This is a genomic window from Streptomyces sp. NPDC026575 (assembly GCF_055567415.1).
Genome location: NZ_JBVHQM010000047.1, coordinates 16,435 through 42,572, shown reverse-complemented (window position 1 = coordinate 42,572; position 26,138 = coordinate 16,435). Strand labels below are relative to the sequence as shown.

Genomic DNA, 26,138 nt, shown 5'->3' with positions numbered 1-26,138 from the left:
CCGATAGCTCCGCTATCGAGACGCTCCGGCGCCTTGCGATGCACCGCACCAGACGCCGCGGTCTTTCCGACCCTGACCCATCGGACAGGCCCTAGCCGGACGGCATCCGTGGACCGGGACGCATAGGGGCGATATTTGCCATTCGCCGCTATGCGTCCCTTTTCTCCATCCAGGAGGTGATTGGCTCCGATTGGCGGCTTCCTCTTTGTCGGGCCAAAACGGTGCATTCCATGCCCGGTCTGACCGTGGCGGCCGACTTGCGTCATCTCATCAAGGGGGCGCCGTGAAGGGGCCGAAAGGGCAGGGGCTAGCATATGAGCACCGCCTAGCTCGAAAGATAAGCCTGTGACTGTCAACGACGACTCGTTCACCAACTGGAATACCCGCGAGGAGATCGCGGAGTCGATGATCCCGATCATCGGGAAGCTGCACAGGGAGCGGGACGTCACGGTCCTCCTCCACAGCCGCTCCTTGGTGAACAAGTCGGTGGTCAGCATCCTCAAGACCCACCGGTTCGCTCGGCAGATAGCCGGCGAGGAACTCTCGGTCCTGGAGACCATGCCGTTCCTGCAGGCGCTCACCACGCTCGATCTCGGCCCCTCCCAGATCGACATCGGCATGCTCGCCGCGACGTACAAGACCGACGACCGCGGTCTTTCGGTGGCGGAGTTCACCGCCGAGGCCGTCGCCGGCGCCACGGGTGCCAACAAGATCGAGTGCCGCGAGGGCCGCGACGTCGTCCTCTACGGCTTCGGCCGGATCGGCCGCCTCGTCGCCCGTCTGCTGATCGAGAAGGCCGGCTCCGGCAACGGCCTGCGGCTGCGCGCCATCGTCGTCCGCGGCGGCGGTGAGGCGGACCTGGTCAAGCGCGCCTCGCTGCTGCGCCGCGACTCCATCCACGGCCAGTTCCAGGGCACCATCACCGTGGACGAGGCGACCAGCACGATCGTCGCCAACGGCAACGCGATCAAGGTGATCTACGCGAACGACCCGTCCGAGGTCGACTACACCGCGTACGGCATCAAGGACGCCATCCTCATCGACAACACGGGCAAGTGGCGCGACCGCGAGGGCCTGTCCAAGCACCTGCGCCCCGGTATCGACAAGGTCGTCCTGACCGCCCCGGGCAAGGGCGACGTCCCGAACATCGTCCACGGCGTCAACCACGACACGATCAAGCCGGACGAGCAGATCCTGTCCTGCGCCTCCTGCACCACCAACGCGATCGTCCCGCCGCTGAAGGCCATGGACGACGAGTACGGCGTGCTGCGCGGCCACGTCGAGACCGTCCACTCGTTCACCAACGACCAGAACCTGCTGGACAACTACCACAAGGCCGACCGTCGCGGCCGCTCCGCGCCGCTCAACATGGTCATCACCGAGACCGGTGCCGCCTCCGCCGTCGCCAAGGCGCTGCCCGACCTCAAGGCGCCCATCACCGGCAGCTCGATCCGCGTCCCCGTCCCGGACGTCTCGATCGCCATCCTGAGCCTGCGCCTGGGCCGCGAGACCACCCGCGAAGAGGTCCTCGAATACCTCCGCGACGTCTCGCTGCACTCGCCGCTCAAGCGCCAGATCGACTTCACCACCGCTCCCGACGCCGTCTCCATGGACTTCGTCGGCTCCCGCCACGCCTCGATCGTCGACGCCGGCGCCACCAAGGTGGACGCCGACAACGCGATCCTCTACCTGTGGTACGACAACGAGTTCGGCTACTCCTGCCAGGTCATCCGGGTCGTCCAGCACGTCTCCGGGGTCGAGTACCCGACCTACCCGGCGCCGGTGGTCTGACCGCCACCTCGGCGGACCAAGGCGGCATGACAACGGCCTCCGGCCACTTCCCCAGGGAGGTGGCCGGAGGCCGTTGTGCGCCGGACGCGGCGCGACGTCGGTGGCGAGGAAAGCGAAGGGACTATGTCAGAGGTATGAGAAGGAAGCCCCTTCATGGCCTCGCCGCGCTCAACGCTACCAGTCAGTCGGGGATCAGGTCGCGCAGATTTTCCGGGGTCAGGATCCGGGAGCCCGCGGGCAGGCCATCGGGCCGTTCCAGCCCGATGTAGGTGACCGGGCCGTCCGGGACCGTCGTGCCGTCCCACAGCGTCACGGTCGTGGTGCCGCCGGCCATCAGGTCGGTGAGGTAGCGGACCGTGAGGTGCTCGCGCTCGACGATGCCGCGCAGCAGTGCCGCCACCGACACCCGGTTTCCCTCGACCTGGTTGGCCGCCGGATGGCCCTTGAGGTACAGATGCAGCCACTTGGCGCGCCACCGTCCGTCCTCGCCGCGCAGGAACGCCAGCGGCAGCGCGACCCGGCCCGGTCCGCGCAGCTCGGACTTCATCCGCACGGTGCGCGGCTCGAACGGGCGGCCGCGCTGATCGGCGTCGCGCAGCATGAAGCCGAAGAACGACTCGTCGACCTCCTCGAAGCCTTCCCCGGAGAAGATGTTGACCTGCGGGACGATGAAGGTGCCGCGCACGGCGCCCAGGCGCAGATTGATGAACTCCGAGGCCCCGTCCGGTGCGTCGGTGATATCGCCGGAGTGCTCGCCTTCGACTTCGGTGAGGGCGGTGTACGACAGCCAGGCGACCGTCGCGTAGCCGGCGTCCAGCATCAGCGCCGACAGGTCGTAGTCGGTGCTGCGGTGGGTCTGCTTCCAGTACACGAAGAAGCGCAGCAGTTCGCCGTCGACCGGGGATATCGAGCCGCGGGGCAGCACGCCGAGACCGGCGGCGGTTGCCTTGCCGCTGAGGGGGAGGGCGACGTCGAGGACGTCGGGGTCGATCAGCAGACGGTCCGGGGACGGCAGACGGCGGCGGATCTCGGCATCGATCGCGTCGATCAGGCGCTTGCGCTCGGGGGGCAGCACCGGCGGGCGTTCGTCGGCGGTGACCCAGGCCCGGCCCAGGCGGTTGACGAAGACGCGGCGTTCGCCGGTATCGCCGGCACGGTTGTGGAGGTGCTCGCGGACCGACAGCACGACCCGGCCCGCGACCTTGGGGGCGACCTGCTCCGCGGCCGCCACCACCGCATCGCGCTCGGCCTGGGTGAGGGCCATCCGCAGCAGGCGGTCCAGTGAGCGGAACAGCTTGCCGGGGGCGGCCCTGAGCAGGTCGACCGCGCCCGTGACGTCGTGCCTGCCGAGCAGCTCCTCGACCCGGCTGTCGAAGGAACGTGCCTTCTTCTCGCCCCGGGCGACTGCGAAGACCTCGGCGGCGTGCGGCCAGCGCGGGTACTCGTGCGGATGGAGGCGCTCGCCCAGGCGCTTCCATGCCTCGCGGTGCACGGCGACGTCGGAGAGCTTGGCGGGGGCCGCGGCGACGACGGAGTCGAGGCCGGCGAGCAGCGCGCGGCGGACCGGACGCGACAGTGCGCAAAACCGCGTCGGTTCCTGGAGGGTCACATCGCCGCCGGACAGCGCGCAGGCCAGCCGGAGCACGTCGGTGACGGTGTCCAGCAGCAGGTCCGCGCCGACGCCGAGCCGGGCTCCGTTGACGACCGCGCGGTTCTCCCGGATCGGGATCGCCTCGGGCTGGGCGCCGTGCACCTGGTGCTCGGCGAGGGTCCGCAGATCGCGCAGATCGTCCTCGCCCAGGGGCGTGGTGGATCCGGCCAGGGCCAGATACAGCGCACCGATCTCGTCGTCCAGGTCGCCGCCCCGATGCAGGACCGTGACGCGGTCGCCCGCCGCGGCGATCAGCTCGTCATGGGCGGCGAGCATCTCGGTATAGGTGTGGTGGTAGGTGCCGTAGGACGGGAGGGTGAGCAGGTCCAGCACACCGCTCCGAAGCTGGGCGAGGGTGCCGGGGCGGGCGGTGTCGTCGGCGAGCGCCTCGGCGATGCAGCGCATCCAGAAGTCGAACGTGTCGGGCACGTTGGCCGGGAAATCGATGAAGTGGACATTGTGCTGGACGTGGTCGCCGACCATCTGGCGCACGGTGCGCAGGGTGCGCACCGCGGTGTCGATGACGGTGCCCTCGGACAGTCCCGACAGCTGCTCCAGCAGATCCGCCGAGAGCTTGAAGCCCACGGACATCAGCACGGCGTCGAACTGCCGCGCAGCGACGCCGCCTTCACCGGCGGGGCCGGTGGGGGAGGGGAGACGGAGGGTGTGCCGGATGACCAGCGGTTCGAGACTGTCGTCCATTGCGGCATGATCCCATTACCGCGCGCGACCGCGCATGTGGGTTTTCCGGTGGGGAACGCGCTGGTGAAGGACGGGGCGGTCGGCCGGCGACCACCACCGGGGCCGTGCGCCCGATCCGAAGCCATGTGGAGGCAACAGCGGCCGAGTCCCCGCGGAACGCCGCCCGGCGCGGCCCCCTGCCCAGCGGCCGGCACCACCTCAGCCGTGAACAGGTGGTGGCGTCGCAGCGGATACGCATGCTGACCGCCACCGCGGACGCGATGCGGGACAAGGGGTACGCGGGGACCGCGGTCGCCGAGATCATCCGGCGCGCCGGGGTGTCGCGGGAGACGTTCTACCAGCAGTTCCGTTCCAAGGAGGACTGCTTCATCCAGGCTCTGGACGCCGCCACGGAGCGGCTGGCGGGCCTGCTGGAGGTCGCCCGGCAGCCGGAGCGCGGACCCTCGGCGAACAGTCCGCCTTCGCCCCGCTGTTCCTGGTCGAGGTCTACGCCGCCGGGCCCGAGGCGATGGCCCGCCGTATGGCGTGGCAGCGGCGGTTCGCGGACGCCATCGCCGAGATCTTCGGCGTCGGCGCCGGCAGCGGTGCGGACGAGCGGCGCTTCGGCTGCGAGGCCCTGGTCGCGGCCGCCGCGCAGTAGCTGGTCGCCGCCGCCGGAGACGGCGTGGGGGTTGATGTCGTAGCCGTGGTCGCCGGTGAAGTAGCCGGCCACGCCGTTGGCGAAGCAGGCCAGGTTCGTGATCACGTTCTCGGAGTAGCAGATGCCGTCGTTGGTGTTGCAGATCTCCTTGACCGTCAGATCGCCGAAGCCGCGCGGCCCCTTCATGGTCATGCCGGGCAGCACCGTCGGCAGGTTCGTCTCGATGCCGCCCGGGCCGCCGTCCGCGCCGGGACGCCGGGGATCGCCGTAGAGCACGCCGTTGATCTGGTCGTGCGGGACGGCGTCGCTCCCGGACAGGGCGGCCAGCTCGTCGCCGGCGACGAGCGCGCCCTGCGAGTAGCCGGCGATGGTGAGATGGCTGTCGGAGCAGCTGCCGTGGAAGTTCCTCACCGCCGCGTCGAGTGTGGCGATGCCCTCGGCGACGGAGTCGTCCAGCGACACGGTGTCGCCGGGGTACGGGGCGATGGACGCCGAGTAACCCCCGCGGCCCCCCTTGTGGTCACGTGGTCCAGCGCAGTACCGCGCCGAGGCCGCCCGCGGGGCCCGCGACGCCCTCGGGGACGAGCAGTACCTCGGCGTCCGCCGCCGCGGCGGACCGCAGCAGGGCGTCGTCCGCACGCGCCCGCTCGGGCTTGCCGACGCCCATCGCCTGCGCCTGGCCGCGCCGGACGGCGACCTGGTCGGCGCCGGGTCCGATCCAGACGTCGCGGCCCGCGTCGGACGCGTCCTGCCCGAGGAGCAGTGTGTCCATCTGATGGCTGCGGGCCGCGTCCACGACGGCCGGCACGCCTTCCGCCGCATCCCCGGGGTTGCTGTCGGCCCCGCGCACACCGTGCTCGCCGGGGCGGCCGCGGCCGGCGCGGAAGCGGCCGAGCGCCTCTTCGAGGCGGTCCTGCGCGTACGCGGCGCGGGCCTGTGCGATCTGGCGGTCCAGGACGCTCTTGGAGGCGCCGGCCGACCGGCTGCCGTTCTCGGCCTCGACGGTGGCGGCCCGGATCGGCTCGGGCAGCCGGTTGTACACGGCCCGGCGCTCGCGGGCGTCGCCGGTCAGGACCAGCAGCCGTGCGTCGGTCTGCGACCACTGCCGGGCCAGCTCGGCCGCGATGATGTCGGCGGTCTCGTTCCGGCTGTTCTCGACCTTGTTCCGGTAGTGCCACTCGTACCGGTCCGTGGGGATGCTGCGGTGCCCCCGGCCCCGCCACTCCCTGCCCTCCGCCGTCGCCACGGCCCGGCTGCGCTGGGCGTCGCGCAGCTCCAGATCGGCTCCGGTGCGGTCGATGTACGCGACCAGGCACGCCGGCTCCTCGCCGATCAGCCCGGGAAGCGGGGCGATGTGCGGCAGCAGGGTCCAGGTCGCCTCAAGGCGCGTGGGCGTCACGCTGAGTGGGACGTCGAGTACGACCTCGGCGCCGGCGGCGAAGACGGCCCGGCCGGGAGGCGCCCCGGAGGACGGTTCGTGGGCGAGCCGGTCCACCACGGCCCGGCAGGTGTACGGGTCGGCGCCCGCGTCGATCAGCAGCGAGGCCACGGCGCGCTGGCGGAGCTTCTGCTGCCGTGGCGCGTCCTCGGTCGCGCGGGTGGTGTCGATGTACACGGAGGCCCAGGGGCCCAGACGACCGAAGAGCGGCTTGAGAAAACCGAGTTCCATGATCTTCCCCCGGATCGGGGACGGTGTGTACTACCAGATTAGGCCGATGTGGCCGCGGGGCCCCCTTTGCGGAGGAATCGGCGCAACCGGGCCAGGGGCCAGGTGTTGATCACGTCGTCCGCGGTCAGCCAGCCCCGCTGTGCGATGCCCACGCCGTAGCGCAGGTACTCCAGGTGCAGTGGTGCGTGCGCATCGGTGTTGATCGCGAACTTCACGCCGTACCGCTTGGCGCGCAGGATGTGCTCGTCGGACAGGTCGAGCCGGTCGGGGTGGGCGTTGATCTCCAGCGCCGTCCCGGTGCGGGCGCAGGCGGCGAACACCGCGTCGAGGTCGATGTCGAGGCCCGGGCGCCGGCCGATGATCCGGGTGGTCGGGTGGCCGATGATGTTGACCTCGGGGTTCTCGCAGGCCGCCACGAGCCGGCGGGTCAGGGCATCGCGCCCCTGGCGGAAGTGATCGTGCACGGAGGCCACACAGAGGTCGAAGCCCCGCAGGAACTCCTGCGGCCAGTCCACCGCGCCGTCCGGGCCGATATTGAGCTCGGTGCCGTGCAGCAGGCGCATCTTCCGGTGCCGGCCGTCGAGTTCGCGCACCCGCTCGCGCTGGGCCAGGGCCTTCTCGTCGGTCATCCGCTGCATGGCCATGTCCGGGGCGTGGTCGGTGATCGCGTAGTAGCGCAGGCCCCGCCGGGCGGCGGCCGCCACCATCTCCTCCAGCGGGGCCAGGCCGTCGGTGAGGTCGGTGTGGGTGTGCAGGTCGCCCCTGATGTCCGCCTCCGTGACCAGGTCCGGCAGCTCGCCGCGCAGCCCCGCGGCGACCTCGCCGCGGTCCTCCCGCAGCGTCGGTGGGATCCAGGGCAGGCCGAGCCGGGCGTAGACCTCCTCCTCGGTCTGCGAGACGATCTTCTTTCCGCTCTTGGCGTGGAACAGGCCGTACTCGGAGAGCTTGAGCTTGTGGTGCACGGCCATCTCGCGGGTGCGGATGTTGTGCGCCTTGGAACCGGTGAAGTACTGCATCCCCGCGCCCCAGGAGTCCGGCGGCACGACCCGCAGATCGATCTGCAGGCCCTTCGTGGTGCGCACGGAGGTCTTCTTCGTGCCCTGGACGATCACCTCGGCCGTGCCCGGCAGCCCTACGAAGGCGTCCATGAAGGGGGCGGAGCGGGCCGCCGCCACGAGGATGTCCACATCGCCGATCGTCTCCCGCATACGGCGCAGCGACCCGGCGTAGCCGCAGTTCTCGCAGCCGGGCAGGGTCGACAGCGCGGCCACGATCTCCTCGGCGACGTCCATGGCGGCGTTGATCGGCACCCGGTCTCCCGCGGCCCGCATCAGGTCGATGCCGTGCAGGATGTTCTCCTCGGTCTTGGGGCCGAACCCCTTGAGGTCGCGCAGCCGCTCCTCGTGCACGGCGTCGAGGAGTTCGGGCACCGAGGAGATATGCAGGTCCTGGTAGAGCGTCATGGCCTTGCGCGGGCCCAGGGTGGGGATGGCCATCAGCTGCCGTACGCCCGCGGGGACCCTCGCCCGGACGTCCTCCACGGCGGGCATGCTCCCGGTCCGCAGATACCCGATCACCTTGTCGGCGATGGACCTGCCGACGTTCGGGATCTCCCGCAGGCCCTCGGCGTCGAGCCCGGCGACATCGGCGTGGTGGCTGCCGATGGCGCGTGCGGCCTTTTCGTAGGCGCGGGCCTTGAACGCGTCTCCGCCGGTGATCAGGACGAGGTCCGCGTACTCCTGGAGCAGCGCCTCGACCTCCTCGTTGCGCCGGACCACGGGACCATTTTAGGGCCTTTCCGACCCCGACCCATCGGACAGGCCCTAGTGCGGTCGCGTGCCCCGGACCTCTCCTGGCGGCGCGGTCGCCGTCGCCGCCAGGAGCCCCGTCGCCGGCTTCAGCGGCCCTGCGCGGCCTTGACGTTGTCGCCGAACGTCCAGCCCTTCGACCCGTCCCAGTTGAGCGACCAGGTCATCAGGCCCTTCAGTCCGTTGTCGTAGGTGTTCCATGCCTGCGTCACCAGGTGCGGTGGCATATGCCCGCCGCCCGCGCCCGGTTGCGCGGGCAGTCCGGGGACCTGCTTGTCGTAGGGGACCCGGATGGTGGTGCCCTGGACGGTCAGGCCCTTGTCGAGGCAGTCCGTCTGCGCGGTGAAGCCCTCAAGGGTGCCGGCGGAGTACGAGTCGCCCCGGCACCCGTACATGCTGCCGTTGTAGTACTGCATGTTCAGCCACCAGAGCCGGCCGTTGTCCGCGTACTTCTTGACGATGGGCAGGTACGCGCCCCAGATCGATCCGTAGGTCACGCTGCCTCCGGTGACGTAGGCCGTCTCGGGCGCCATCGTCAGACCGAAGCCCGGCGGCATCCGGTCGAGCACGCCGTCGATGATGCGGATCAGGTTGGCCTGCGAGGCCGACAGCCGGCGGATGTCGCCGCTGCCGGTCAGGCCGGTCTCGATGTCGATGTCGATGCCGTCGAAGTGGTACTTCTGCAGAATCGGCACGAGCGTTTCGACGAACCGGTCGGCGACGCCGGTGGAGTTGAGGTCGATACCGGCCGACGCTCCGCCGATGGACATCAGGACCGTGAGGCCGTCGCCCTTGGCCCGGCACATCTCGGCCGGGGTCGGCACCTTCACGGTGGCGTCCATCCCGTCCTCCCACAGGACCGTGCCGTCCGCGCGGATGACCGGGAACGCCGTGTTGAGGACGTTGTACCCGTGGTCGCGGATACGGGCGTCGGTGATCGGAGTCCAGCCGAAGGGCGGATGGACGCCGTTCGCCGCGCCGTCCCAGTTCTCCCAGTACCCCTGGAGGACCTTGCCCGAGGGTCTCGGTTCGACCGCGCAGGGATCGTCGTCCCGGGGCGTGCCCGGTGCCGCGGAGACCAGCATCGGTACGACGCAGGCCATCGCCAGGCCGGCCCTCAGCAGACGCGCCATCCGACCGATCACGGTGTGCTCCCTTCGGAGTGTGACGGGGCGTCACCGAGGGCCGGGTGCGGTGCGGCGGGAAGTCCGCGGGGTGTCCGCGGTGCTCCGTGCGGGGTGGTGACGGGCGGCGGTGACGGGCACAACGTAAGTTGGTCCATACCTGTCGTCAAGAGGTATGGACCAACTGGGGATCCGCCGCTGCGGGCGGTTCGGCTGCGGGCGTCGTCACCGGCCGGCGCCGCCGGGGAGCGGTCAGTGAACGGGGGCGGTGAGCTCGCCGCCCCGGTAGCAGCCCTCCCGCTCCTCGACCACGAAGGGCGCCATGGCCGTGCGGCGGCGCTGCTCCTCGTCGGAGGCGCGCCAGGCGTCGCATGCCTCCTTGGAGTCCCAGAACGAGACGCCGGTGATCTCGTGTCCGTCCTCGGACCAGTACGCGTAGGCGCGGCGCAGGGCTCGCGGGTACGGATGAGGGCGCCAGGACCGCTCGAAGTCCTCCAACGTGCCCGGCTTGATGCGGCGCGTAGTCACCCAGACGAAGTGCTCCTCCATGGTCGCCTCCTGGTGAACGCTGTGGCGGCGGGATCGTGCCGTGCGCCCCTGGTGGGGCGTTCTCCCACCACCGTAGGTCGGCCGCGGCGGTTCCGCCCTGCGGTCACCCGCCGCATCGCACCGGGTCGGGCGGGTGCCGGCGTCAGAAGGCGGGGCAGGTGTCCTTGGCGCCGTCGCGGTAGGTGCGGTAGAGGGGGAGCGGGTTCTGGTTGCCGGTTCGGGCGGGCGCCGGGTACTCCACGACGGGTACGGGTTTGCACACCGCCCACTGGTCGTTCTTGCCCGGCCCCTCGAAACCGTAGGTGCCCGCGGCGCCGACCAGGCAGGAACTGCAGCTGTCGCCGGCGATGCTCGGAATGACCAGGGTGTTGTAGACGTCGTCCTTCGTCGGGATGCGCAGGGCCTCCGGGGCGTGCTTCCCGCCCTCGTTGATCTCGCTGAAGGTGCGGTCCACGGCGTCGGCGAGCAGGGTGAAGGCGTCGTGGTACATCACGGCGTAGCCGTCGTCGAGCGGCTTGGCACCCAGCTCGTACTCCTTCGAGAGCTCCTCGAAGCGGTCGAGGAAGCGGCCGAGGGCCTTCGCGGGCTTGTCCTTCCCACCCCACCAGGCCGGATCGACGGAGGACGCGTCGACGATCGTGGCCTGCGCCTCGTTCAGCCACCGCGTGGGCGCGTCCGCGGTGAGCGTGGGCTCCAGGCCGATGCCGACCTTCAGGATGCGCAGCTTCGTGGTGCGCCCGCAGCTGCCCTCCTGGGCCAGGCGCTCGATGAACGCGGGCAGGTCCTGATCGCGCCCGGCGAAGAAGACGGTGTCGGACCTCTCGTTGCAGATCTTCTGCACGGCGTCGGTGAACCGCTGGGGGATGCCCTTGTCGGTGCCGGACGAGCCGGTGAAGTTCGAATGGTGGTTGGACAGGTCGTACCCCTTGCCGAAGTGCCTGTCGAAGACGGCGCGCAGGTTCTTGGAGTAGACGTCCTCCTCGCGGTTGTCCCAGACCAGGAACCCCTTGTGCTTCCCGGGTTTGGTGTCCAGGTAGAGCGCGAGGGCGCGGGCGAACTGGTCGTTGTTCGGCGAGGGCTTGAAGAAGTACCGGGAGTTCATGGTGGCCGCGGTGATCACCGGCCCGACGGTGGGAATGCGGTGCTCGCTGAGCGCGGCGATCGTCTTGCGGGTCTCCGGTGTGCTGCTCGGTATGCCGCTCACGCCGACCAGCGGCGCCCGGGTGTCCTTGGCCAGCTCGGCGAGCCGCTCGACGACCGGCTGCCAGGCGTCGAGGTTCCGGCCGTCGGGGGCGAGCAGCAGCTGGTAGTGCGGTCCGGCGAAGCGGTTGGCCTGCCGCTGCGCGGCCAGCGCACCGGCAAGTCCGCGGCGGATCATGTCCGTTGTCATGGCGCTGTGGTCGTCGGCGGTGAAGGGCATCATCAGCGCGATCCGCACGTACGGGATCTTGGGGCCGCTCGGCGGGTTCTCCCCGTCCTGCCGCACCCGGGCGTTCTCGTCCGCCACCGCCTCGATGAGACCGGCGATGCCCGGGTCCGCCTCGAAGGCGCCCGCGGTGACGCCCACACAGTCTCCGCCGATGTCCTGCAGATCGCCGCCGCACCGCCCGGGACCCCGCACGAGGCGGACGGCGGAGAGAATCACGAGGGCGGCCAGCACGCCGAGTCCGAAGGCGGCCAGCCACTCGATGGGCCCCCACTCACGGGGATGACGTCGGAACAGACGGACCAGCATGCTGCCTCACTGACCGGGGAGGGGGAAGGGGCGCCTCTTCCGCGCCGCCGCAGGCCAGCTGCGGGCGGCCTGGCCGAGGACGGCGTGCCAGGTCGGGTGCCGCGGCGAGAGGTACGCCAGCTCCTCGCCGACCGCCTTGCACATATCGGGGTCCGGCTCCGCGTACGGCTCGGACACATGCCACAGGGCGTGCAGCAGCCGGTTGACGCACCGCTCGACCTCGTGCAGGTCCGCGTACCGGGCGTCGTGCGCGCCCAGCGCGACCTGCATCCGCACATCGGTCCACTCCCCGGCGGGCGGTGTGGGGGCGGTGGCGGCGTACTCCAGACACCGCAGCCAGTGCGCGGCGCCCTGCTCGTCCTGTTCCGACTGGAACTCCTCGGCCAGGGTGGCCACCACCGTCTCGGCGTTCCCGGCCGCGAGCGTGTGCCGCAGCGCGTCCGCCTCCCCGCTCTCACCGCGCTGGGCGTGGTGCATCCGCAGAAAGCGGTGGATCTCCTGCCAGCCGCGGCCGTCGTCGGCCCCCCGGGAGGTGCGGCGCGCCTCGTGCACCAGCAGCGTCTGCAGCAGGGCGTCGCTGACCAGCGGCCGGTCCGGCGGGGTGAACTGCTGCCACTGCTGCTCTTCGAGGTAGTCGGTGGCGGAGTTGGCGGGCAGCTGGTCGGGGCCCTGCAGACGCAGATGGCCGGCCAGCGCCTCCGCGGCCGTGCTGTCGCGGGCGAGCGAGAGCAGGGTCAGCCGGTCGCGCTGGCGCCGGTTGGGCAGCAGCCGCTCCAGGAGCGCTTCGGTGACGGGGCGGCCGTCCGGCGTGTCCAACTCCAGGAGGTCGCGCGGTGCCACGCCGGCGCCCTGCTCCGTCGCGTTCAGCACCGCCGCGCACAGCACCGTGGCCGCCGCGGGGTGCCCGCCGGTCAGGGAGTGCACGGCGGTGGCCAGATACGGGTGGAGCGGCCGGGCCGGCCGGTCCGGCACCAGCAGGGGCAGGATGTCGTCGCGGTTCAGCGGGGTGAGCGGCACGGTGAGCAGCCCGGCGGAGGGAGCGAGGCCCTTGCGCTCCCAGCCGGAGGACTTCACCAGGTCGGGCAGGGCGCGGCGGACCGCGGCCGGCGCGCTCTCCGGTAGACCGCCGAGCCGGGTGGCCACCACGACCAGCTCCTCGCGCTCGGGGCGGTGGGGCCGCGCGCGGTGCTCCAGCAGCAGTTCGAGGAAGTCCTGCCCCGCGGCGCAGTGCGCGTCGTCCAGCAGGATCAGCGGCCAGGGCTCGCGGTTCCACCGCTGCAGCCTGCCGTACGAGGCGGAGACATCGCGCAGGAAGGCGGCCATCAGGCTCTGCTCGGCCGCGTGCCGGTAGTCGCCGCCCTGCTGGAACCACTCCCCGAGGAGCACCAGCGGATCCTGGCCCTCCGCACCCGGCGGAAACCGGCGCCGGTACCACTCCACGGCCCCGGCCGGACGGTACCGCTCGGCGTACTCCGCGACCACGGCGGCGGTGACCGCCTCCCGGCTCCCCGCCGCGTCCACCGCCTCCTCCAGACGGCCCTCCACGGCGGTGGCCCAGGTCTGCCGCAGGGCGTTCTCGCTGCCGGTGGCGAGGCGGCAGGCGAGCAGCAGCCGGGCATAGCGCAGGCACGCCGCGTCGCGCTGCTCGCCGTTGCCGTGCTGCCAGCCGGAGACCGCGAACAGGCCGGGCAGCAGCACGGGGAAGCGCCGGCGCAGCGCCGGCGCGAGCCCGCACACCAGCTCGGCCAGGATCTCCACACACGTCGAGGCGACGGCCGCACCGCCGGACGACACGGGCCCGAGCGCGTCGGCATCCGCCGCCACCGCCTGGACGTGGGCGAGGGGCAGCCGGTCCGCGTAGCGCGCCGCCAGCTCCTTGAGGACGGCGCTGCGCCCCATGCCGTGGTGCCCCGTCAGCAGCACCACGGGCAGATCGCCCGCATGTTCCCGCGCGGTCCGGGACCTCTCGTCGTAGGCCAGACCCGTGAGCCGGGGGATGAGCGAGCGCAGCAGCGGGTCCCGGCCATAGAGCGGTGACCCTTCCCAAATGCGCATCTGGCTGCGTCCTGCCTCCGTCGTCCGTGGCTGCCAGACAGCCGCAACCTCGGAGACGGGCGGCACCGTTCCCCCGAGAAATCAGCCGCTAGACACCCGTATCAACCACGCCTGGAGTCATAGAACTTACAGGCGCCGCAAACCGCCCGCCAGGCGAATGCCACACTGCGTCACCTGGTTGTGACCGCTGGAACCGGCGGCGTACGCGGGGCGCGGACGGTGGCACGCCCGGCGTCGGGGGGCGCATGGGCGGCGCATCGACAGCGCGTCGACGGCGCGTCAGGGATGCGGATAGATCTCCAGCTCGACGCTCTCCGGAAGCGCGTCCGCTCCCCGGACCTCTCCCGGGTAGGCGAGCCGGACCCGGCGCAGTCGGCGCAGCCCGGCCAGCGAGGCCAGATCGAGCTCCGCGACCTGCGACAGATGGATCTCCTCAAGCCCCGGAAGACGCAGCGCGATCCGCCGCAGCGGTACCGGCGAACCGGCCCTGGCCCGCACGTCGAGATGGGTGACCTGGGGGATCTGGGTGCGCGGCGCGAACAGCAGCATGCTCAGCTGCTGCGGGGAGAGGGTCAGCTTGCGCAGATTCGACAACCTGCCGATGAGCGAGCCCCATTCGTCCGGCGTCAGCCGCTCGCTGGCGTCCTGGAGCCGCAGCTCCTCAAGCCCCCGGCAGGCCACTATGCCCCCCATCTGGGCCGCGGCCGGCGGCAGTGACAGCAGGCGCAGCTCGGCGGCCCGGGGCAGGTCGGGCAGACCCCGCCAGGGCACCTCCGGTCCCACCAGGAGCCCCTCCAGCCGCGGGCAGTCCGCCAGCTTCAGCAGCGGCTCGAACTGCGGCAGGTCCCGTAGCTCCAGCCGCTGCAGGCGCGGCAGTCGGGTCAGCGGCGTGGGGTCCTTCACGTTCCGGCACCCCTGCAGGACGAGCGTTTCGAGGCCGGGGTAGGCGGAGAGCAGATCGAGGTCCTCCAGCTGGAGGGTGTTGCGCAGCCGCAGCTCGCGCAGCCGGCGCGGATCGAGTGTCGAGCGGATCTCCTCGGGGCTGAAGTCGCCGTGCAGACCCACGCGCTGATACCCCGACATGGTGCGCAGGGCGTCCAGCTCGGCGCGCGAGCGTACCGTGACGGCCTCCTCGGGGGCGGCTTCGAGCAGCGGGCGCACGATCTCCTCGGCGTACACGTCCGTGTCGAACCGGTCCCAGTGGCCCAGGAGTTGGGCGCGGACGGCGGGCTGGTCGGTGCCCAGGAACTCCCGGAGCCGGGGGATGGCGGCGTCCCCGCCGATCTGGCATATCGCGTGGACCGTGGCCAGCTCCTCGTCGCCCGCCAGTTCCCCCGCCCGGGGCAGCAGGCCCAGCAGCAGCGGGCCCGTACGCGCCAGCGACCTGGCCTCGCGCAGACTGCGCGGCGGGACCATCCGCGCCGCCCGGTCCTCGATCGCCTGGCGCACGGTCGGCTCAAGGCGGGTGGCCTGCTCCAGCGAGGCCAGCGCGAGGAGCCGCAGCCTGGCCTGCACCGCGGCGTCCTTCTCCCGGTCCCCGCGCTCCCGCAGGCGCGTCAGCAGGTCGGCGCGCTCCTGGTGACGGGCCTGTGCCACGGCCATCTGCACCACGTCCTCCCACTGGTCCAAATGTGCGTTGTTCACCAGCATGCCCATATCACGCTCCTCCAGCACGGCCTTGGCGCCCAGAAAGTCCTGGAAGGTCCGGTGGATGAAGTCCACCGCTCCGGTGGCGGGTTCGCGCAGCAGCCCGGACCGCTCCAGGAGGTGCTGAAGGGCCTCCTCGGCCGTCCCGACCTCGGCCAGGCGCGGCACGGAGGGCTGCAGCCGCCGCACCACGTCCACCGCGTCCGGCCAGTCCAGTTGCGTCCGCTCATTGCGGATCAGCCAGTACGCGAGCTTCTGCAGCGGCTCCGTGGCGGCCTTCTCGTCCAACTCCGGCCTGCGGCCGCGGCCGTACACCTCGCGCTCCAGGTCGCGGCGCTCCAGAAGCATGGAGAGCGCCGCCTCGTACAGGGAGGCGCGGCCCTGGGGCAGAAAGCCGCGGCGCTCTCGGTGCAGGGCGCAGATCAGGCTGCACATCAGCGGGTTGGTCGCCAGTCGGCTCAGCTCGGGGCTGCTGCGCAGCGACAGCGTGAGCGACTCACCGAGCTCCTGCGACGCCCCGGCCGCCGTGTGCCAGCGCCGGATGAACTGCTTCATGTCGGCGGGCCGCATCGCGGTGAGCGTGAACTCCTGGAAGCCCTCGCGCCCGAGCCAGCCCCGCTCCAGGGCGGACGGGCGGGAGGTGAGCAGCCACAGATTGCCGGGGAAGACGGCGAGCAGCTTTCTGATCCACGCCCGGGCGCGCGTCCGGTCGTCCTTCGGGATCTCGTCCGCCCCGTCGATCAGCAGCACTCCGCGGCCGTGCTGGAGAACCCGCGCCGCCCATCCCTCGGGCTGGGTGCCCACCAGCGGGCAGCCGATCCAGCGCAGGAAGTCCTCGGGCATGGGCAGGTCGGCGTCCTTGCGCGCCAGGGTGCGTAACGGCAGCACGAACGGGACCCGCCCGAGCAGCTGCGACAGACCGCCGGGCACCCGGTCCTGCTGGGCCGTGGTGATCGCCAGCCACTGCACCAGGGTCGTCTTGCCGGTCCCCGCCACCCCGCGCAGCAGCGCCCGCTCATGGCTGGCGAACACCGCGTCGGCCGGCCCCGCGGCCCGTTCGGCCTCCGCGTCCCGGTCGGTGCCCGGCTCGCCGATCGCGACCGGAAGCGGGTCGGCTCCGCCGCGGTACGGCATGGCCTCCAGGCTCAGATACGCGGTCTCCAACGGCCAGTCCTGGCCGTCCGGTTCGCGCAGATCGACGCCGTAGATCGTCAGCCGGCCATGGCATTCGACGATATAGCGCGCGTACTCCTCCTCGAACCGCATGTCCTGCCGGCTGATGTCCGGCAGCCGCTGCAGAATCCGGTCCAGCTTCTCGCTCTGCTCGCGGATCTCGCGGCTCTGCTCGATCTGGGCGCGGGCCGCGAAGCCCGGCTGCTGGCTGAAGAAGCGCACCAGATGGACACAGGCCGTCTCCAGCAGCCGGTCGTGGAAGCGGGCGGCGTCGTCGCTCAGGAGCCGGCGGGTGCTGGGGCCCGCGACCCTGGACAGCTCCGCGGCGAGCCGTTCGGGTCCGAGGGCGAAGGCGTGCACATCGTCGATGTCGAGGTCGCCGAGCGCGTGCAGGGTGCGGGTCAGCGCCTGCCCGACCGCGTCGTGCTCATCGGCGCCGACCGGCGGATCGTGCGGTCCGGCGGCCCGCACGGCGCGGCGGACCAGCTCGCGGGCGATCTTGTGCAGATCGTCCTCGGTGAGGGTGCGGTGCTCCTTGGCGAAGGACACCAGCCGGCGGATCGGGATCGGACGTTCACCGAACTCCGCACCCGGCGCCTTCGCGGGCGGCAGCAGCAGCCGCTTGAGCAGGGGTACGACCACCGCCGACGCGATCCGCAGCCCCACCGTGCCGCCGTCCACAGCAGCCCCTCCCTCACCAGCGCCGCGTACCCGTACCGGGCCCGCGGTTCCCCCGATGCCTGTTCACCTTATCCGCGGAGGCCCGTCTCACGTCAGGGCGCACAGTCGTCCCGCCGCGCGCCAGCGCCGCCGCACCTGTACTACGCCGACCGCGCGGGAACCGGTTCCCCACCGGCGGCAAGGCTGGAGACACCCGCTATGACCCCTTGACGCCGAGTGAGGCGTAGTCGTAGGCCCCGTAGGCGTCGGACGTGTAGACGTTGGTCAGCCGGGGGCTCCGCCAGGTGACGACCTTGTCGTAGACGAACGGCAGGTAGGAGGCGGCCTTGGCGACCGAGCGGTTGACCAGCCCGTACAACGGTGCGGCCGATTCCGGTCGGATGTCGGCAGCCGCCGAGTCGAGGGTCTTGTCGATGAACGGGTCGTCGACCTCGGAGACGTTGTAGTTGCCGGTCTGCAGGATGAATCTGCTGTCGACCAGCGGCTGCCAGAACGCCTGGCCGGTCGGGTAGTCGGCGCCCCAGCTCCCCAGGACGATGCCGTAGCCGTTCTTCCGTACGACCTCCGGCGCACCGGCACGCTCGACCCAATGCAGTCTGTCGAGCTGATCGATCTGGGCGGTGATCCCTACCTTCTTCAGCGATTCCTGGAGGGCTTCTGCTGCGTTCCGTTCCTGCGGATTGTCACCGCGCACCACCACATGCGTGCTGAACCCGTTCGGATGGCCGCATTTCTTCAGTTCCTCCTTGGCCTTGTCCACATCCGGCCGGCCACCGTTCTTGCGCACGCCGTACGGGTCGTACGAGGGGTCCGAGCCGGCGAGTCGAGGCGGCAGCATGCTCGGGGCGATGTCGCCGCCCGTGACACCCCCGAACGCGCTCTGCAGCGCCCTGTGGTCGGCCGCGTAGACGACGGCCTTGCGGCAGCTCACGTTGTCCATCGGTTTGACCGACTTCGGAAAGGCCGCGTAACGGACCATACTGGTAAGGGGGTTGTCGAGGTTGTTCTTTTGGGTGGCGTCCCGCATTGCCCTGGTTCGGGCGGACGGACCGAGTCCCCGGCTGCCGAAAGCCAGGTCGTACTTACCGGCCAGCAGACCGGCGTCCGCGGTGTCCTGCTTGGCGAAGTCCACTGTGATCTTGTCCGGCAGCGCCGAGCGGATGGGGTCGGAGGGCTTTCGCCAGTGCGGGTTGCGGACCAGCTCCAGCGACTTGCCGGGCACGTAGGAAAGGAATGTGTACGGCCCGCTGGAGAACGGGTGGTCGCCGTATTTGGCCGCGGTGTCCTTTTCCTGTTTCACCGGTGAGGCGGCGGTCATGGCCAGCAAGTACTCGAAATCGCTGTTCGGCTTGGGCAAGCGGAAGACGATGGTGTGGATGTCGGGTGTCTGGATCGCGTCGAGGCCCAGCTTGTCGCGCGAGGTGTCCTTGTACGGACCCTGGTAGGTGCGGCCGGGGTCGAGCGCCTGCTGGAGGTAGAGCGGGCCCCCGGAGACGACGTCCTGCGCCCAGAGCCGTTCGATGCCGTACTTGATGTCCTTGGACGTGAGCGCGGAGCCGTCCTCCCAGGTCAGCCCCTTGCGCAGGGTATAGGTGTAGGTCTTGCCGTCGTCGGACACCTTGGCTCTGTCGGTGGCCAGATCCGGTCTGAGTTCCGTGCCCTTGGCGCCCGGCTTGGCAGCGTAGGTCACCAGCTGACGGGTGTAGAAGCGGGCGAAGTTCCAGACGAAGCCGTAGTAACTGCGTTGCGGGTCCCAGGAGTCGGGTTCCAGGCTGCCGGCGAACCTGAGCGTTCCGCCGGTTGCCTTCGACGCGTTGACGACTCCCTTCGTCGCGGCGTTGTACAGGGCGCTGGAGCCGCCGCTCTCGTCGGACCGGTCCGGCAGCCAGTGGATGACGGCCGGGATACCCGCGGCCAGCAGCACCGCCAGCGCCGCCGCCAGCCCGATCTTGAGCCGTGGTCGGTCGACTCCCGTGGACTTGCGCGGCTGCGGGGAGGCGATGGTCTGCGGTGCCTTGTTCGTCTGCGGGGACCCGGTGGTCCGCGCGGGCTCGTTCGCCTTCACGGAGGGAGACTCGGCCGGAGCCGGAGGAGCCTCAGCGGGAGCCGGAGCCGGTGTCGAAGCCGGAGTCGGATCCGGTGCGGGCGAAGGGGACGGTGGCCGTGGGGGAGAGGGCGAAGGACCAGGAGCAGGAGCAGGCGAAGGAGACGGGGGCCGCGGCGGTGGCGCCGAGTCCGTCTCCGGGGCCGGGGCCGGGGCCGGGGCTTCGCGGAGATGGACCCGATTACGGGCCAGCGCGATCGACCCGCCCGTGTTGCGGTTGCGTTGCTGCGGCAGGGGCCTGGCCTTGGCCGCCAGGTTGGTGTGCAGATGCCGGTACAGGGTGTGCATGTCCAGCAGGGGCGGACCGTCGGGGATGCCCTCGGCCAGGGCGGTGATCAATTCGCCGGTGAAGGCGGTGAACTCCTCACCCGGAGGGGACAGTGCCGTACGCGTCTCGGCGGAGGCCGCCATCAGGCAGGTGCCCTCGATCAGCGCGCGATCGGCGACCTGATCGATGCCGCTCATCCCGCCCAGGAGCGCCCGGCCGCTGTAGCAGCAGTCCAGGATCACCACCTTGCGCCGGGCCTTGACCCGCGGATCGAGAATCGCCCGGCGCACCCACTCGTACGGCAGCGCGCGGTACATGCGCTTCTGGTCCGAAGCGGGCAGCGCCAGGAACAACTCGTCGCTGTACGGGTCGGTGAGTCCGTGGCCCGCGTAGTAGACGACCAGGGTGTCGGTGGCCTGTAGGGCGACGCTGTGGAGCGTGTCGAGCACCGCCTCGGCGCTCTCGGGCTGGGGCAGCACGCGGCAGTGGGCATCCGGCAGCCCCCACAGCGCGTCATCCGTGAACGCCCGCTTGAGCCCGGCCAGATTGCGCTCGACGGCGGGCAGGGCGGTCAGACTCGCGTACTCATGGACGCCGATGAGCAGCGCCCGTGACTCGGCGGGGTCGGGTAACGCCGTCGTCACGGCTGGGCGTCCGTCCCGGCCCCGCTCACCGGTGTGCCCGGTTCTCCCGGGGGCTCGCGCAGGGCGTCGACGATGCGGCGTACGGCCTCCGGGGAGCCGTCCTCCACGGTCACGGTGACACCGTCGATCTCGATCCGTACGGCGGGTGCCGAGGGGCGGCTGGACCGCCACGTGGCGCAGGCCACCGCCAGGCTGCTGAGGGCGATGCCATGGGTGAGCACCGCGTTGATCACCTCGAACGCGCCGCCCATTTCACCGGCCCCGGACGGCCCCGAGTCCAGCGTGATCTCGGCCTGTTGGGCCACATCCGGATCCTGGGCCAGCCAGCGGTACAAGGACGTCACGGACGCCGTCGAGGAGCTTCCTTCCCCGTCGTCCCCGTCCACGATGATCTCGACCCGCACCCTTGCGTTCCCCCTAGGGCCTGAAGGCCGCACGGGCCCCAACAGAAGTGCCCATGCTAGTCACTTGACCCGGGGCACGGAGGGCATGTCATGAGACTGGTGTGTTGACTGTGTCGGTCTCGGCAAGCCTGCGGGCGAGGTCGATCACGTCGTCGGCGATGAGGTCGACTCCGGCGGGCGGATCGCTCGGTGCGGCGTCCGGCCCCCACTCCAGCGGGCGCGGGATATAGGCGGTACGGAGTCCGGCCCCGGCCGCCGCCGCGAGATCGTCGGGGTGGCAGGCCACCATCAGCAGCCGTCGCGGCTCGACTTGGAGCAGCTCGGCGGCCATGCGGTAGACCTGCGGGTCGGGCTTGTAGGACGTGGCCAGCTCGGCCGACAGGACGCAGTCGAAGCGGAGCCCGGCCTGCTTGGTGAGGCGGGTGAGCAGGCCGACGCCTCCGTTGGACAGCGTCGCGGTGAGCACCGGGGTCTGGTGGAGCAGCTCCAGGCCGGGTGCGGCGTCCGGCCAGGCGCTGAGCCGGTGCCAGGCCCGCACGAGCTGGTGCCGCTCGGCCTCGCCGAGGGCGGTGAGCCCGTGTTCGGCGAGCACCTCGTCGAGCATGAGCCGGTGCAGCTCGTCCAGCGGCCGCCAGGGCAGCTCTCCGGCCAGGAACCTGTGCAGGACCGGGCGGTAGCGGCGCCGCCAGGCGTCGGCGACGGCGGGCCAGTCCGCCTGCAGACCGGCCCGGCCGCCGACCTCGGCCAGCGCGTCGGTGACGCCGGAACGCCAGTCGGTCATCGTCCCGAACACATCGAACACGGCGGCATCTATGTCCATGAGCCCCTCCCCATCCCCTCGGGTGGTGGTCGCACCCGTCTGCTGGTGCTGCTTTCCCGATCATGCCGCAGTGGTGGGGTGAGGGGCGTCTGCGCCGGCGGGAAGGGCTCCTCTTCGGCGTTCGAGGGGGCCGGGCAACTTCCCTTGCCGAAGCGCTACTTGTCGCGGCGCTGACCGGCGGAGGCCGGCGCGCGGCGGCGGCGCGCGATCTGACCGAGGACGAGGTCCACGACCAGGAACGCGACGAGCGATATGCCGAGCAGCGGCACCGCCCAGCCCACCGCCCCCGCGACCACCACGAGCGGCAGCAGCAAGGGCAGCGGGACCTGACGCCATGCACCGCGCGCGACCGGACGTCCGAAGGACAGGGCGCGGTCGCGGGTGGGGCGGCGCTGCCACCACATCCGGTAGCCCCAGACGATCAGGAAGATCAGGGTCAGCGCGAGCGCCGCCAGGGCGGCCTGATTGGCGAGCCCGAACAGGGTGCCGGTGTGCAGATCGATGCCGTAGCGGGTGAGCTTGGCCAGAACGGGGTAGTCGGCGAAGCGTTTGACGTCGGTGACCTGACCCGTGGCCGGGTCGACGGCGATGGCGTCCTGCTTCTCCGGCCAACTGCGCTGGACCTGCTTGACGACGTAGGCGGTGCCCCGCTCCGCCGGCAGGACGATCTCGACCGGGTCGGACAGCCCCTTGGCGCGCGCCGCCTGCCATACGGTGTCGACACCCACGTCACCAGCCGCGGACCCGCCCTGCGTGCCGCCCTGCTTCCCGTCCTTCCCCGGCATGCCGGGCATCCCCGCCATCCCCCCGGAGCCGCCGTGGTGGGCGTGCTCCCCGGCCACCTCCGTGGAGACCGTCGGGGTCGCCTGCCCCAGGGACTGGCGGAGTTCGTCGATGTTCGCCCCGGCGTACGTGGACCAGGTCAGGCCGGTCGCGGAGAGGAAGAACAGGCCGGCCGCCGCCCAGATACCGACCGCGCCGTGCCAGGACAGCGACCTGCGGCGCCCGGTGGCGGAACAGTCCGGCAGCGCGAGGGTCCGCAGTCGGCGGGTCGTCCGCTTGCGTCCGATCCACAGCGCGAGCCCGCCCCCGGCGACCACCCACAGCCAGCTGGCGGCCAGTTCGCTGTAGAGCCGGCCGTTCTCGCCCAGGTGCAGATCGCGGTGGAGGTCGTCGAGCCAGGTGCGCAACGGCAGCGCACCCGTGGCACCGTACGTGTCCAACGCTCCCCGGACCTCGCCCGTGTAGGGGTCGACGAAGACGGACAGCTGGTGCTCCTCGGGTACGCCCGGTACGCCGGACAGCAGGACGCGGGTGGTCGTCCCCGGCTCGGGTGCCGGGCGTATGGCGGCGATCTCGCCCTGCGGATGCGCCTCGCGGGCCTCGGCGACCTGCCGTGACAGCGGCAGCTCGCTCGTACCGACCGGGACCGTCAACTCGTGTGCGTAGACCAGCTTCTCCGCCTGGAACGAGCCGGCGTACAGCAGCCCGGTGACCGCGGAGACGAGAAGGAAGGGCGCGATGAGGACACCGGCGTAGAAGTGCAGGCGGAGCACCAGGGGGCGGAGGGCGGCCCAACCGGCCCGCCGGGTCGTCGCCGCCGGCTGCGTGCCGGGGTCGGTGGGATCGGGGGTCTCGCCGGCGGTGTTCGACGCGAGAGGTTGTTCGGTCGTCACGTGGGCCTCCCGGTTCGGCGATGGTCGCGAAGGTGCGGTGGCTCGGCCTGCTGCTGAAGCCCGCTGCCGTGCCCATCAGGGAGTCGGACGCGGGGAGGGGCGAGTTCCGAGAGCGAGATGTGAGCTGGGTCACATGCCTGGCCGTCGTGCGGTGCGGATGCATGGCGCCCCGGTCGTGCGAAAGCGTGAATGCGCGAATGCGCGAATGCGCCCCGGGCCGACCCTCCCGGAGTGTCCGAAGGCGATGGCACGATGTCAGACATGACGGCCGGGTCGGTTTTACGTGCGGTACGCGTCGCGATCTTCGCGGCCGTGTGTGACGGCATGGTCCTCGCGCACGCCGCGGCCGCCCTGGTGTGCGGCTGGTGGCTGTGGCGCGGTGAGAAGGCGGTGTTCCGGCTCGCCCGCAGCGTGGCCGCGGCGCTGGCCGCGGCGCTGTTCGCGCCCTTGCTGCTGGTTCTGACGTCGCTGTGCCGGAGCGGCCCGAGGCTGCCCGTTCGCCCGGTGGCCGCTCAACGCCCGCTGGAGCGCCTGCGTGGAGTGCGCCTGCAGTACGCGGTCTCCCGCAGAGGCCCACCGGGGCCTTCGTTCTGCCGCTGACCGCGCGTCCACCCTGGGCCGGCGACGGCCGCCGCCCCCATCGCTTCACCGGGCGCCGCCGCCCTACCTGCCGCCCCCCTGGCCCTCCGGCCTGCCCATGGAAGTACGCCCGGTTGCTCCCGCGGACGTGCGCGCCTGGACCTGCGCCTGTCGAGCGGCCCCGCACCCCGAAGGACGTGTGGCGATGATTCCTGCCCTTGTCGGTCCGGCCCGCGGTTCGCGGATCACCGTCGATGACGAGCAGTTGACCGGCCTGGCGCTGGCCGCGCGGGGCGGGGATCCCGACGCCGTCGAGCGCTTCATCTGCGCCTCCCACCGCGATGTGTGGAGGTTCGTGGCCCACCTGTGCGGCGATCCGAACGGCGCCGACGACCTCGCCCAGGAGACCTACCTCCGCGCCCTCACCGGGCTGCCGAGGTTCGCCGGGCGCTCCTCCGCCCGCAACTGGCTGCTGTCCATCGCCCGCCGGGTGGTGGTCGACCGCTACCGGTCCGCCGCCGCCCGCCCGCGCATGGCCGACGTCGACGACTGGCAGGCGGTGGCGGAGCACCGGCAGCCCGGCGGACTGCCCGGCTTCGAAGACGGTCTGGCCCTGCGCGAGTTGCTCGACGCACTCGACGGTGCGCGCCGCGAGGCGTTCGTGCTCACCCAACTCGTCGGCATGCCCTACGCCGATGCCGCGGCGGTCGTCGGCTGCCCGATCGGCACCGTGCGCTCCCGGGTGGCCCGGGCCCGCGCCGACCTCACCGGCTGGCTGAGGTCCGCCGACAACGCGGCCCGGGTTCCTCGTGCCGCCGCGGTGTAGCCGATTCCCGGTCGCTGATTCCCGGTAGCCGATTCCTGGGCGCTGACTTCTGGTCAGCGGGGCGGGAGGGGGATCTCGTAGTGCACGGTGCCGAAGCCCGCTCCGTGTTCGCCGGTGGTCCTGGCGTCGAAGACCTCCTTGGCGATGCTGTTCCAGAAGCCCCGGGCGCCCGGGATGTCGACGTTGGTGTGGAGGTAGACGCAGTCGTAGCCCCCGGTGGCGGCGGCGAACTCGCAGGCCATCGTGACCATCGCGCGGGCCAGCCCGTGCCGCCGGTGCTCGGGGCGGACGTAGACGCGGACGAGTTGTGCGGTGGAGCCGGAGGGGTAGCGCTCGGCGAGCCATCGAGGGTGTGGCGGGTGCGCCGGGCCGTGTGACAGCAACCCGGTGGTGGCCACCACCTCGTCGCCGGACAGGGCGACGATCAGCTGATGGCGCGGATCGTCCAGGTACCGGCCCTGGATGTCGATCACGTCGGGATGCCACGCAGGCACATATCCGTAGCCGAACTCGCGGTAGAAGGTGTCGAGCATGACGCTGCGTGCGCCGGCTGCGTCCCGGGGCTCGGCCGGGCGGATGGTGTACGGGCCGATGGTCTGATCGGTGACGGGGTGCGGGGCTTGCCCGTGGTGTCGCTCGTGCATGTCGTTCCAGGTGTGGGGTGGGGGAGGTGGGGGTGTCGCGGTCCGTCCGTCACGTTAATGGAAATGACATCCATTACCAAGTTGGGGTAAGGTGAGGTATCAGGATTCGCGGGATTCGAGACAAGGAGCGGGAGCCGTGCCGCTGGCGATGTTGCAGGTGCGAAAGACGGCCCATGCGTTCGTGGCCCTGATCTCACGGGCCGGGGAGTAGGGCGGAGAGGGGACGGGGTCGGATGGGTCGCGGCCCTCGGACGGGGTTGAGTTCACAGCGAGTTAACCCGCTGCCTACACCGGCCCCCTTAAACTTCTGAACGGACATGGGCCGAGTAAGGCCGTCAGCACGCACACCGTCCGACCCGTTGTACAGCCCGACTCTCTGTGAGGAGCCGAGTAGTGACACGAGCCAGAACGGTCCAGGTTCTCCTGGGAATGCTGGCCGCTGCCCTGCTGGTCCTCCAGCTGTTCGCCCATGGGGCCCGCGGAACGGAGGCCCATGTGGCCGCGCCCGCCGGCACCGGTGGCCAGGCCGTGTCCTTCGACCACCCTCCAGTGCCGGAAGAGGCGTCCGGACACCACTGGACCACCCGTAGCCGTCAGGAACCCGAGGGCGTGCCCACGCCTTCGGCGGTCCCCGACGCGCCGTCACCGCTCGCCGTCCCCGTCGTCGCCGCTCCGGACGCTTCCGGTGCCGTGCGCCACGGCGACACCGAAGCATCGGGTGACAGATCCCGCGCCGCGCTCCAGGTCTTCCGCTGCTGAGCGGAAGGTAGCGCGAGCCACGGTCCGCGAGCGCGTCGCGCCGGTCCCGCAGTCACCTTCCGTACACGCTTTCCGTACGCGGTTCAGACGCGGGATCAGGTGCCCGTCCGTGCCCGTCCGAGCGGAAACCCCGCCGGGCGGCCATGCCTGGGGATTCCCCGATTCCCGGCGCTCGCCGGTGCTTTCCGC

Annotated in this window: 18 protein-coding genes and 1 pseudogene; 5 read left to right on the top strand and 14 right to left on the bottom strand. The window is 71.3% G+C overall.

What is annotated here, in order from left to right:
* The first annotated feature begins 345 nt into the window (after positions 1-345).
* Positions 346-1,791 (top strand): glyceraldehyde-3-phosphate dehydrogenase, encoded by a 1,446-nt coding sequence (locus tag ACZ4NB_RS37325; protein WP_467667496.1) that lies wholly within the window; start codon positions 346-348, stop codon positions 1,789-1,791.
* A gap of 181 nt (positions 1,792-1,972) precedes the next feature.
* Here ACZ4NB_RS37325 and ACZ4NB_RS37320 read toward each other — a convergent pair whose 3' ends face one another.
* Entirely contained in the window at positions 1,973-4,144 is a 2,172-nt protein-coding gene (locus ACZ4NB_RS37320; RefSeq protein WP_467667495.1) for a TerD family protein, read from the bottom strand.
* Positions 4,145-4,380: 236 nt separating this feature from the next.
* On the opposite strand from ACZ4NB_RS37320, the pseudogene ACZ4NB_RS37315 reads away from it, so the two are divergent.
* Positions 4,381-4,458, top strand: a pseudogene (locus tag ACZ4NB_RS37315) (hypothetical protein); the annotation flags it as partial.
* Between the two features lie 20 nt (positions 4,459-4,478).
* Here ACZ4NB_RS37315 and ACZ4NB_RS37310 read toward each other — a convergent pair.
* From ACZ4NB_RS37310 to ACZ4NB_RS37255, 12 genes are all read right to left on the bottom strand, one after another.
* On the bottom strand, positions 4,479-5,423 hold the full coding sequence (locus ACZ4NB_RS37310; protein WP_467667494.1) for a PE-PPE domain-containing protein: 945 nt from the start codon (positions 5,421-5,423) through the stop codon (positions 4,479-4,481).
* The gene (locus ACZ4NB_RS37305; RefSeq protein ID WP_467667493.1) at positions 5,305-6,453 is read right to left on the bottom strand and encodes a baeRF2 domain-containing protein; all 1,149 of its coding nucleotides are present in this window, start codon (positions 6,451-6,453) and stop codon (positions 5,305-5,307) included. The genes ACZ4NB_RS37310 and ACZ4NB_RS37305 overlap by 119 nt, the downstream gene beginning before the upstream one ends.
* Before the next feature lie 38 nt (positions 6,454-6,491).
* The gene (gene polX, locus ACZ4NB_RS37300; RefSeq protein ID WP_467667492.1) at positions 6,492-8,231 is read right to left on the bottom strand and encodes a DNA polymerase/3'-5' exonuclease PolX; all 1,740 of its coding nucleotides are present in this window, start codon (positions 8,229-8,231) and stop codon (positions 6,492-6,494) included.
* A 119-nt stretch (positions 8,232-8,350) separates the two neighbouring features.
* Positions 8,351-9,403, bottom strand: coding sequence for a chitinase (locus tag ACZ4NB_RS37295; protein ID WP_467667498.1), 1,053 nt, complete (start codon positions 9,401-9,403; stop codon positions 8,351-8,353).
* 234 nt (positions 9,404-9,637) lie between these two features.
* The gene (locus tag ACZ4NB_RS37290) at positions 9,638-9,934 is read right to left on the bottom strand and encodes a hypothetical protein (RefSeq protein ID WP_467667491.1); all 297 of its coding nucleotides are present in this window, start codon (positions 9,932-9,934) and stop codon (positions 9,638-9,640) included.
* 142 nt (positions 9,935-10,076) lie between these two features.
* Positions 10,077-11,669 carry an ABC transporter substrate-binding protein gene (locus ACZ4NB_RS37285; protein WP_467667490.1) on the bottom strand — a complete coding sequence of 531 codons (1,593 nt, stop codon included), beginning with the start codon at positions 11,667-11,669 and terminating at the stop codon, positions 10,077-10,079.
* Between the two features lie 6 nt (positions 11,670-11,675).
* A complete protein-coding gene (locus ACZ4NB_RS37280) occupies positions 11,676-13,724 on the bottom strand; it encodes an ATP-binding protein (protein WP_467667489.1) in 2,049 nt (682 codons plus the stop codon).
* A gap of 279 nt (positions 13,725-14,003) precedes the next feature.
* A complete protein-coding gene (locus ACZ4NB_RS37275) occupies positions 14,004-17,225 on the bottom strand; it encodes an NACHT domain-containing protein (protein WP_467667488.1) in 3,222 nt (1,073 codons plus the stop codon).
* 196 nt (positions 17,226-17,421) lie between these two features.
* Entirely contained in the window at positions 17,422-20,241 is a 2,820-nt protein-coding gene (locus ACZ4NB_RS37270) for a caspase, EACC1-associated type (protein ID WP_467667487.1), read from the bottom strand.
* A complete protein-coding gene (locus tag ACZ4NB_RS37265) occupies positions 20,238-20,645 on the bottom strand; it encodes an effector-associated constant component EACC1 (RefSeq protein ID WP_467667486.1) in 408 nt (135 codons plus the stop codon). Before ACZ4NB_RS37265 ends, ACZ4NB_RS37270 begins: the two co-directional genes overlap by 4 nt.
* An 88-nt stretch (positions 20,646-20,733) precedes the next feature.
* Positions 20,734-21,465, bottom strand: a complete 732-nt coding sequence (locus ACZ4NB_RS37260; protein ID WP_467667485.1) for a haloacid dehalogenase type II — start codon at positions 21,463-21,465, stop codon at positions 20,734-20,736.
* 155 nt (positions 21,466-21,620) lie between these two features.
* On the bottom strand, positions 21,621-23,141 hold the full coding sequence (locus tag ACZ4NB_RS37255; protein WP_467667484.1) for a PepSY-associated TM helix domain-containing protein: 1,521 nt from the start codon (positions 23,139-23,141) through the stop codon (positions 21,621-21,623).
* 261 nt (positions 23,142-23,402) lie between these two features.
* Between ACZ4NB_RS37255 and ACZ4NB_RS37250 the strand changes: the two genes are divergently transcribed.
* Entirely contained in the window at positions 23,403-23,741 is a 339-nt protein-coding gene (locus ACZ4NB_RS37250) for a hypothetical protein (protein ID WP_467667483.1), read from the top strand.
* Positions 23,742-23,925: 184 nt separating this feature from the next.
* Entirely contained in the window at positions 23,926-24,546 is a 621-nt protein-coding gene (locus ACZ4NB_RS37245) for a sigma-70 family RNA polymerase sigma factor (RefSeq protein WP_467667482.1), read from the top strand.
* A gap of 53 nt (positions 24,547-24,599) precedes the next feature.
* On the opposite strand, the gene ACZ4NB_RS37240 is transcribed toward ACZ4NB_RS37245, so the two are convergent.
* Entirely contained in the window at positions 24,600-25,190 is a 591-nt protein-coding gene (locus ACZ4NB_RS37240) for a GNAT family N-acetyltransferase (protein ID WP_467667481.1), read from the bottom strand.
* Positions 25,191-25,583: 393 nt separating this feature from the next.
* On the opposite strand from ACZ4NB_RS37240, the gene ACZ4NB_RS37235 reads away from it, so the two are divergent.
* On the top strand, positions 25,584-25,949 hold the full coding sequence (locus tag ACZ4NB_RS37235) for a hypothetical protein (protein WP_467667480.1): 366 nt from the start codon (positions 25,584-25,586) through the stop codon (positions 25,947-25,949).
* Positions 25,950-26,138: the final 189 nt, after the last annotated feature.